Below are 7475 nucleotides of genomic sequence, written 5' to 3'. Positions count from 1 at the left end.
CGCGCGGGTCCCAGCTCGTGACCGGGAAAATCACGCCGGGCCCGTAGTCGGCGATCAGGTCGCGCGGGTAGAAGAGCAGCCGCAAGTACTCGGGCCAGATGCGCAGGGCGGTCGCGATGCGACTGCTGGTGCTCAGGCCGGCGATATAGGCGGCGACGTCGCCGCTGGTCAAGACGCCGAGCACCGGGGAGCGCACAGCGGCGAAGCCGGCGGTGACCAGGATCAGAGCGATGTAGACCCAACGCTCACGCCAGAGCGCAGTGCGGAGCGGCCGGTCGCGGTCGGGCCGGAACAGTTCGAGGAGCACGAGCAGCGCGGGCAGGACAATGGCATTCTCCTTCGAGCCCAGCGCCAGCGCGTAGGCGAGTGCAATGGCGGGGATGCGGAGCCATGGTCGGGCGGTGGAGCGGAGGTAGGCCAGCGCCGCGATTAGTACGAAGCAGGCGACCAGTAGCTCGGCGCGGCCGACGATGTTGGCCACCGCCTCGGTGTGTACCGGGTGCAGGGCAAAGACGGCCGCGCCCAGCGTCGCGGCCGCGGCCGGCAGCCCCAGGCGCAGCAGCAGGAGCAGCAGCAAGGCCGCGACGGCGGCATGCAGCAGCACGTTCACGGCATGGAAGGCGCCGGGATGGCCGCGGCCGGCGGCCCAGTTGAGGGCGAAGCTGAGGCTGGTCACCGGCCGGTAGGGCGATGCGATGGGTTCTTTGGCTGGCCAGTAGGGCGTGGTGAGGACCTCGAGGAGCCGGCCAGCGCTGTGCAGGCGATCGTTCCGCTGGATGACGGCGACGTCGTCCATGGCGAAGCCGTTGGCCAGCGAATTGAGGTAGACGGCGCAGGCCAGTGCGGCCACGGCCAGGGCGAGCAGCGCCGCGGTCGGCCGTGGTCCCGGGCGCCGGGCGGCGCGCTCGGCGCTCACAGTTCGAGCCTCTTGAACACCCGCTCGGGCACCAGTCTCACCGCCAGCATCATCCAGCGCCAGAACCAGGGTACGTAGGCCACATCCTTCCGCCTGAGGATGGCCCGGTGGATGCTCCGGCCCACCCGGTCGGCGGAGGCGAACAGCAGGCTCTTGGGCAGGTGCGCCGTCATGGGCGTGTCCACGAAGCCCGGCTTGATGGTGGTCACAGTCACGCCCACCCGGAACAAGCGGTTGCGCAACCCCTGCAGGAACAGCGTCACGGCCCCCTTGGCTGCGCCGTAGACGTAGTTGCTGCGGCGGCCCCGATCGCCGGCCACGGAGGTGATGACCGCGATCGACCCGCGCCGCTGCTGCTCGAAATGGCTGGCGAGCAGCGTGAGCAGGGCCATCACGCTGGTCGCGTTGGTGGCGAACTGGGAGAGGGTTTCGGGCACGCTCTGCTCGCACCGCCGCTGGTCGGGCAGGGTGCCGTGGGCGATGAGCGCCAGGTCGACCGTTCCCAGCGCGGCGTGCGCGGCCGCGAGCATCTCCTGGTGGCGGCGCAGGTCGTTCACATCCAGCAGGAAGGTGGTGACGCGCGCGGCGCCGCGCACGCGCAGGTCGCCGGCCACGGCCTCGAGCTTTTCGGCGCCGCGCCCGACCAGGAAAAGCTCGGCGCCGGAGGCGGCGAAGCCGCGTGCGACTTCGTGGGCGATGCGCGACGTCGCTCCGATTACCAGAATCGTCTTCAAGCTGCGCCTTGCGCTCCGTGCCCTGCCCGTGCCGGCTTGAACCCGATCACCAGACTCCTCTTCACGCCGCGCCTTGTGCCTCGCCTCCCACCACTCGCCTCCAGAAGCTGGAGGAAAAGCGGGGGTCGATGTACCTGGCGAAGTCCTGCCAGTTCGGGAAAAACTGCTGGAAGCTCTCGCGCGACATGCGGGCGTCCTTGGCGGGGTAGACGGCGCCGCCCGCCTGGCGCACAATGGCGTCCAGCCGCTCCAGCAGTTCCAGCGTACGCGGGCCCCGGAACGGGAAATCGAGCGTCAGCGTGATCCCGGGTCGCGGGAAGGAGAGCATGCCCGGGGAAGACGCGTCGCCGAACAGCTTGAGCACGGCCAGGAAGGAAGCATGGCCGAAGCGGGCGGTAGCTCGAAGGATCTCGTTGATGGCATCCTCGCGGTCGCGCGGCACCACGCATTGGTGCTGCAGGAACCCGTCCCGCCCGTAGATCCGGTTCCAGTCCAGGACGGCGTCCAGGGGGAAAAAGAACGGGTCGTAGTGCACCGTTTTGCGCACGCTCCGGCGCCACTGCGCCCGGTAGTAGGCGGCATTGAAGGCGCGCATGGGCCAGCGGCTGAGCGCCGCGCGGGGTAAGTCGAAGGGCACGCGCAGGCGAGGCATGTGGCGGGCGGTCGAGCCGGCCGGCGCGTGCACAGCGTGGTCGCCGCGGATGAAGATGCCGCGGCCCAGCTTGTTGCCGGCTGCCAGGCAGTCGACCCAGGCCACCGTGTACTCCCACTCCCGGTCAGATGCGTCGGCCAGCTCGAAGAACTCGTCGAGTCCGCCGAAACGGATGCGCTCCACGGCAATGAGCGGCCCGGGGATCGGCCGCAGCCGGATCTCGGCCCACAGGATCAGGCCGGTCAGTCCGAGCCCGCCGATGGTAGCCCGATAGAGATCCGCGTTGAGCGTGGGCGAGCAGACCAGGCGGGTGCCGTCGGAACGCAGCAGCTCGAACTGCTGGACGTACCGGCTCAGAGTTCCCGCCCGGTGGTGGTTCTTGCCGTGCACGTCGTGAGCGATGGCGCCACCCACGGACACGAACTTGGTGCCCGGCGTCACGGGCAGGAACCAGGCGCGCGGGACCACCAGCTCGAGGATCGCGGCAAGTGTGACGCCCGCCTCGCAGCGCAGGATCCCGGCCGTCTCGTCGAAGGAGATGAAGCGGTCCAGCAGCGAGGTATCGAGGAGTACGCCCTGCTCGTTGAGGCAACTATCGCCGTAGCTTCGCCCCTGCCCGAAGGGCAGGACAGGCTGCGGCCAGGCGTCCAGCGGGGGCGGCTCGCTGCGCCAGACAACGCGCGCCACGGCGGCTGGCCTGGCCCGCGGGTAGCGTCCCCAGGATTCGTACCTTCTCGTGCTCACGTGGCCAGCAGCACCAGGACGGAGACAATGCCGCCGATCACGTAGCTGACGCGGTCTTCGAGCGCGAAGACCACCGGGTCATCGGGCAGTTCGCCCCGGTGGGCAAGGAACCAGAGGCGGGTGATCCAGTAGAGCAGGCAGGGTCCGACGAGCCAGAGAACCTGCGGGTGCCGGTACAGCGCGCCGACCTCGTTGCTGTTGATGTAGAGGGCGAGCACCAGTACGGCCAGGTAGCCGCTCGCCGGCCCGATGCTGGCCAGGAGCGGCAGGTCGTCGATGCCGTAATCCCGGCCGTTGGCTCGCGCCTGCTCGGTCGCGCGCAGCGCACGCAGCTCGGAGTAGCGCTTGACGAAGGCCAGGCTGAAGAACAGGAACACGGCGAAGGCGAGGGTCCAGGGCGAGACCGGGACGGCGGCGGCCATGCCGCCGGCCAGTAGGCGGATAGTATAGAGCCCGGCGAGCACCAGCACGTCCAGGATCAGCACCTGGCGCAGCCACAGCGAGTAGGCCGAGGTCAGGACAAGGTACACGCCGAGCGCGGCCAGGAAGCTCGGCCGGCTGATCAGGGCGGCCACGGCGAAGCCGGCTGCGACCAGCAGGGGGCCCGTCAGCAGCCCGGTGGGAATGGAGAGGAGCCCCGCGGCGAAGGGGCGCCGCCGCTTGCGCGGATGCCGGCGGTCATGCTGCAGGTCCAGCAGGTCATTGGTGACGTAGGCGCCGGACGCGCACAAGCTGAAGGCGAGAAAGGCCAGGCCGACGCGCAGCAGCATGTCCGGCTCGCCGAGCTGGTGCGCCAGCAGCAGGGGCACGAAGAGCAGGAAGTTCTTCACCCACTGGTGCGGCCGCAGGGCGCGGAACAGCGCGGCGGCGCCGCCGGCTCGGGGGGAGAGCAGGCGCGCGCCCGGCGCTTCGCGGCGCATCAGCCGGCGTACCCGCCAGGAGGGCGCTACCAGCACGGGCTCGCGTGCCGCGCGCCAGACCGGCAGGTCGGCGGCGGCGTCGCCAACGTAGTCGAAGCCCCGCTCACCGAGCAGGCGCTCGAGCGCTTCCAGCTTGCGGGGCCCGATCAGATTGGTCTGGCCGTCACTGGCGAGAACGCCCGAGAACAGCCCGAGGTGCGCCGCCACCCGCTCGGCAGCCGCGCGGTCCGCTGCCGTGGCCAGGATCAGCTCCCGGCCGGCCGCGCGCTGCTCGCGCAGGAAGCCGAGCACCTCCTCGCGGTAGGGCAAGTCCGCCGGCTCGAAGGGCACGCGCCGAGTCAGCTCCTGCTTGAGGAACGCCCGCCCGCGCAGCAGCCAGAGCGGGACTCGCCAGGCGCTCGCCGGACGCTGGCGCAGGAACGCCACCAGCGCCTCCCAGAACAGGTCGGTCGCCACCAGCGTGCCGTCCAGGTCCACGCACAGCGGCGGGAGCGGAGCGGCCAGGCTAACGCCCGCGCTTCGATGCGTCATGCGATCACCGCGTCATGCGATCGGATGGTTTGCGCCGCTCGCCTCAGTTGTGGACTGCGTGCGCGCAGCCGCACGGGTTTCCGCTGGTCGGGCAGACGCCCGTCGCCTCCGCAGCCGAGCCAACCAGCGCGGGTGTCGAGAGTCGCAGCACCGTCTCGCTGTTGCCGCAGGCGGGGCACGTCTGCGGCGCCAGCCGCTCCTCGTACTTCAGCCGGCGCTCGAAGGCCGTGCCGCAGGTGCGGCACGAATACTCGTACAACGGCATCGTTCACTCCGTGGGCCAGGGAAATCGGGTCGCCGTTTGCAAGATGACGCAGAAACGCTGCTCCATCAAGCGACTGGCGGTTCTTCACAAGCACAGTAGCGAGCCACCAGGTGGTTCCGTGGTACACCGATTGCACGTTGCCGAGCCATGCCCTTCGGCCGGCGAGCCGGCGGGCCGCGCCAGGGCTCGAGGTCCGGGTTGCGGCGGGCGGTGGGGAGGCGAAGGAAATGGGTACCATTCGGGACAGCTCCAGGTCGCGGCGCCGCGCGTCAGCACTACTGCTCCTGCAGCTTGCGCTGCTGTTGTCCTACCCTGGTGCGGCCGGCGCCCAGTACTTCGGGCGCAACAAGGTGCAGTACCAGGATTTCGACTGGAGAGTGCTGCACGCCGACCACTTCGACATCCACTTCTACCCGGAAGAGGCCACGGCGGTGGGCGACGCCGCCCGCATGGCCGAACGCTGGTACGACCGGCTTTCGCGCGTGTTCCAGCACGAGTTCCGGCGCAAGCCGGTGATCCTGTACGCCGATCACGCCGATTTCCAGCAGACCAATGTTATTCCCGGCCTGATCGGGGAAGCGACCGGCGGGGTAACTGAGGCCCTGAAGAACCGGGTGGTGCTGCCCTTCACCGGGGCCCAATGCCGGCAACGCGGCCTGCGCTCATTGGCCATCGTGAACTCCCAGCAAGAAAAGGTGTAAACGTGTAGCGGTGTCGGATGCCCTTGTTCGGATCAAGCGAGCCGTTCTCGCCGGTCACTACGCCTTCAGCGAGAAGGCCCGTGTCGAGATGGAGGCGGACGGCCTCACCGAGCTCGACGTCGCCGAATCCATCATGAACGCTGTTGCCATCTACAAGCGGCTTCGCTCACGTAGCCCAGGGCGCGGCCGGCCTGTCGAGTACCTGTACGTCATCCAGGCCACCAACCTGGAGGGCATTATGATTTATTCGAAGGGGAAGCTCGTCCCTCAACCACCTGAGGAAACGTTCTACTTCGTGGTCTCCTCAAAAAAGGCTCTGTGATCCGTGGCGAATCGAGACTTCAACATCAAGGTGTGCCCCTCCTGCGGGAGTCCAGCCATCAAGGCGGTTCGCGGCAGGTGGCAGGGCAGCTTCGGCGGGAAGCCGTATTCCGTCCCTGACCTTCGCTACTTCGCGTGCCCTGCGTGCGGGGAGAAGGTCTACGACCCTGCGGCAATGCGTCGCATCCAAGAACGCTCCCCAGCCTTCGCCAAGGCTCGGCGTTCCCGAGAATCAGCTTAGCACAGCCCAGACCGTTCCCTGCTTGATGCGTCGGGACGGGACGCGGCATCGGCTGTGTCTCACTGCGCGCTGACCGTGCGGTCGCGGGCCCAGTGGCGCAGCGCCTGAATACGCTCGGCCATGGTCCGGGCCAGCGGGCGCGTGCGCGAGATCTCGTCCAGCAGTGCGGCCGTCGAGAGCTGGGTGCCGCCGGCGAAGGCGGTATACAACCCGGAGACGATGGCCTGCTCGATCTCCGCGCCGCTGAACCCGCCGGCTGCGTTGACGAGCGTGCCAAGGTCGAAGCGCTGCGGGTCCTGGCCGCGCCTGGCGAGGTGGATGCGGAACAGCGCGGCGCGCACCTCTGGCGTGGGCAGGTCCAGGAAGAAGATCTCGTCGAAGCGTCCCTTGCGGATGAACTCGGGCGGCAGGCGTGACACGTCATTGGCAGTAGCGACCACGAACACGTCACCCTTCCGGTCTTGCAGCCAGGTGAGGAAGCTGCCCAGGATGCGGGTCGAGACCCCGCCATCGGCGCTGTCGCCGGCGGCAGCGAACGCCTTCTCCAGCTCGTCAATCCACAGGATCACGGGCGCCATGCGCTCGGCCGCGCGGATGGCGCGCTGGAAGTTCTTTTCACTCTCGCCCAGGTACTTGTTGTAGAGGTTGCCGGGATCCAGCCGCAGCAGCGGCAGTCCCCATTCCATGGCCACAGCGCGGGCGCAGAGGCTCTTGCCGCAGCCGGGCACGCCCACGAGCAGGATGCCCTTGGGGAAGGAAAGGCCGTACTCGGCGGCCCGTTCCGGCTCGGTGATGAAGGCGCGCCGCTTGCCCAGCCAATCCTTGAGCGCCTGCAAATCGGCAATCTCGTGGACCTCCTGCTCGAGGGGGTAGTACTCGAGCAGCCCCTCGCGCTCGATGATCTGCTTCTTGGCCTCGATGACGCGGCCGATGTCGTCCGCCGACAGGCGGCTGTCCTCGATCATGGCTTTGGTCAGCACCTTCTCCGCCTCGAGGGTGCGGTAGACGGCTCCGGGAGTGCCGTCGCGCCGCAAGCCTTTGGTGGGTGTCCAGACGAAGAGTGGGAGGCGGAGCTGGTCGGCGAGGTGGCGCAGCAAGCTCTCGGCCCGCTCTTCCTATGACGTTTCCAGCACCAGGTTGGCTTAGCGGGTACGGTTCATGAGCTCGAGGTCCTTGTGGGGGTCCCGGCCCGGCTTGCGTGCAACGAGCGAATTCTGCGTACGCCTCACTCCAATTCCCCAAGGATCCAAACATCGGCCGCGAAGCCAGCAGTCAAAAGATGAGATCTGATCGAGAGGCAATCAAGTTGTGCAGGTGCGCGGGGGCGCCCTGCCGTGCGGAGCCGGCCCATGTTATCATTCGTCGCGGCCTGGGTCGGCATGAGCCTGAAGGCTGAGTGAGCATGCGCAGCCCGCCCAGTCTTGGGGACACAGCTTGTGCCGCGATCCGG

The 7475-nt window shown here is 68.5% G+C and carries 8 protein-coding genes; 2 read left to right on the top strand and 6 right to left on the bottom strand.

Annotated elements, in window-relative coordinates:
• The 5 genes from HY703_02650 to HY703_02630 all read right to left on the bottom strand — a co-directional run.
• On the bottom strand, positions 1 to 916 hold a 916-nt coding region (locus tag HY703_02650), incomplete at its 3' end, for a hypothetical protein (GenBank protein MBI4544077.1).
• Complete coding sequence (locus HY703_02645) at positions 913 to 1650, bottom strand: SDR family oxidoreductase (GenBank protein ID MBI4544076.1); 738 nt, start codon at positions 1648 to 1650, stop codon at positions 913 to 915. The genes HY703_02650 and HY703_02645, both read right to left, overlap by 4 nt.
• A gap of 61 nt (positions 1651 to 1711) precedes the next feature.
• Positions 1712 to 3046, bottom strand: coding sequence for an FAD-binding oxidoreductase (locus tag HY703_02640; GenBank protein MBI4544075.1), 1335 nt, complete (start codon positions 3044 to 3046; stop codon positions 1712 to 1714).
• Positions 3043 to 4497 carry a UbiA family prenyltransferase gene (locus HY703_02635; GenBank protein ID MBI4544074.1) on the bottom strand — a complete coding sequence of 485 codons (1455 nt, stop codon included), beginning with the start codon at positions 4495 to 4497 and terminating at the stop codon, positions 3043 to 3045. Before HY703_02635 ends, HY703_02640 begins: the two co-directional genes overlap by 4 nt.
• A gap of 43 nt (positions 4498 to 4540) precedes the next feature.
• On the bottom strand, positions 4541 to 4762 hold the full coding sequence (locus HY703_02630) for a zinc ribbon domain-containing protein (protein MBI4544073.1): 222 nt from the start codon (positions 4760 to 4762) through the stop codon (positions 4541 to 4543).
• A gap of 227 nt (positions 4763 to 4989) precedes the next feature.
• Between HY703_02630 and HY703_02625 the strand changes: the two genes are divergently transcribed.
• Together HY703_02625 and HY703_02620 are read left to right on the top strand one after the other, a co-directional pair.
• Positions 4990 to 5463: a hypothetical protein gene (locus tag HY703_02625; protein MBI4544072.1), complete on the top strand. Its 474-nt coding sequence runs from the start codon at positions 4990 to 4992 to the stop codon at positions 5461 to 5463.
• 10 nt (positions 5464 to 5473) lie between these two features.
• A complete protein-coding gene (locus HY703_02620; GenBank protein MBI4544071.1) occupies positions 5474 to 5785 on the top strand; it encodes a hypothetical protein in 312 nt (103 codons plus the stop codon).
• Between the two features lie 299 nt (positions 5786 to 6084).
• Here the strand turns inward: HY703_02620 and HY703_02615 are convergent, their stop codons facing one another.
• The gene (locus HY703_02615; protein MBI4544070.1) at positions 6085 to 7122 is read right to left on the bottom strand and encodes an AAA family ATPase; all 1038 of its coding nucleotides are present in this window, start codon (positions 7120 to 7122) and stop codon (positions 6085 to 6087) included.
• Positions 7123 to 7475: the final 353 nt, after the last annotated feature.

It is taken from the genome of Gemmatimonadota bacterium (genome assembly GCA_016209965.1).
In the GTDB taxonomy this organism is placed as follows: domain Bacteria; phylum Gemmatimonadota; class Gemmatimonadetes; order Longimicrobiales; family RSA9; genus JACQVE01.
This window is presented reverse-complemented; position numbering and strand designations above follow the sequence as displayed.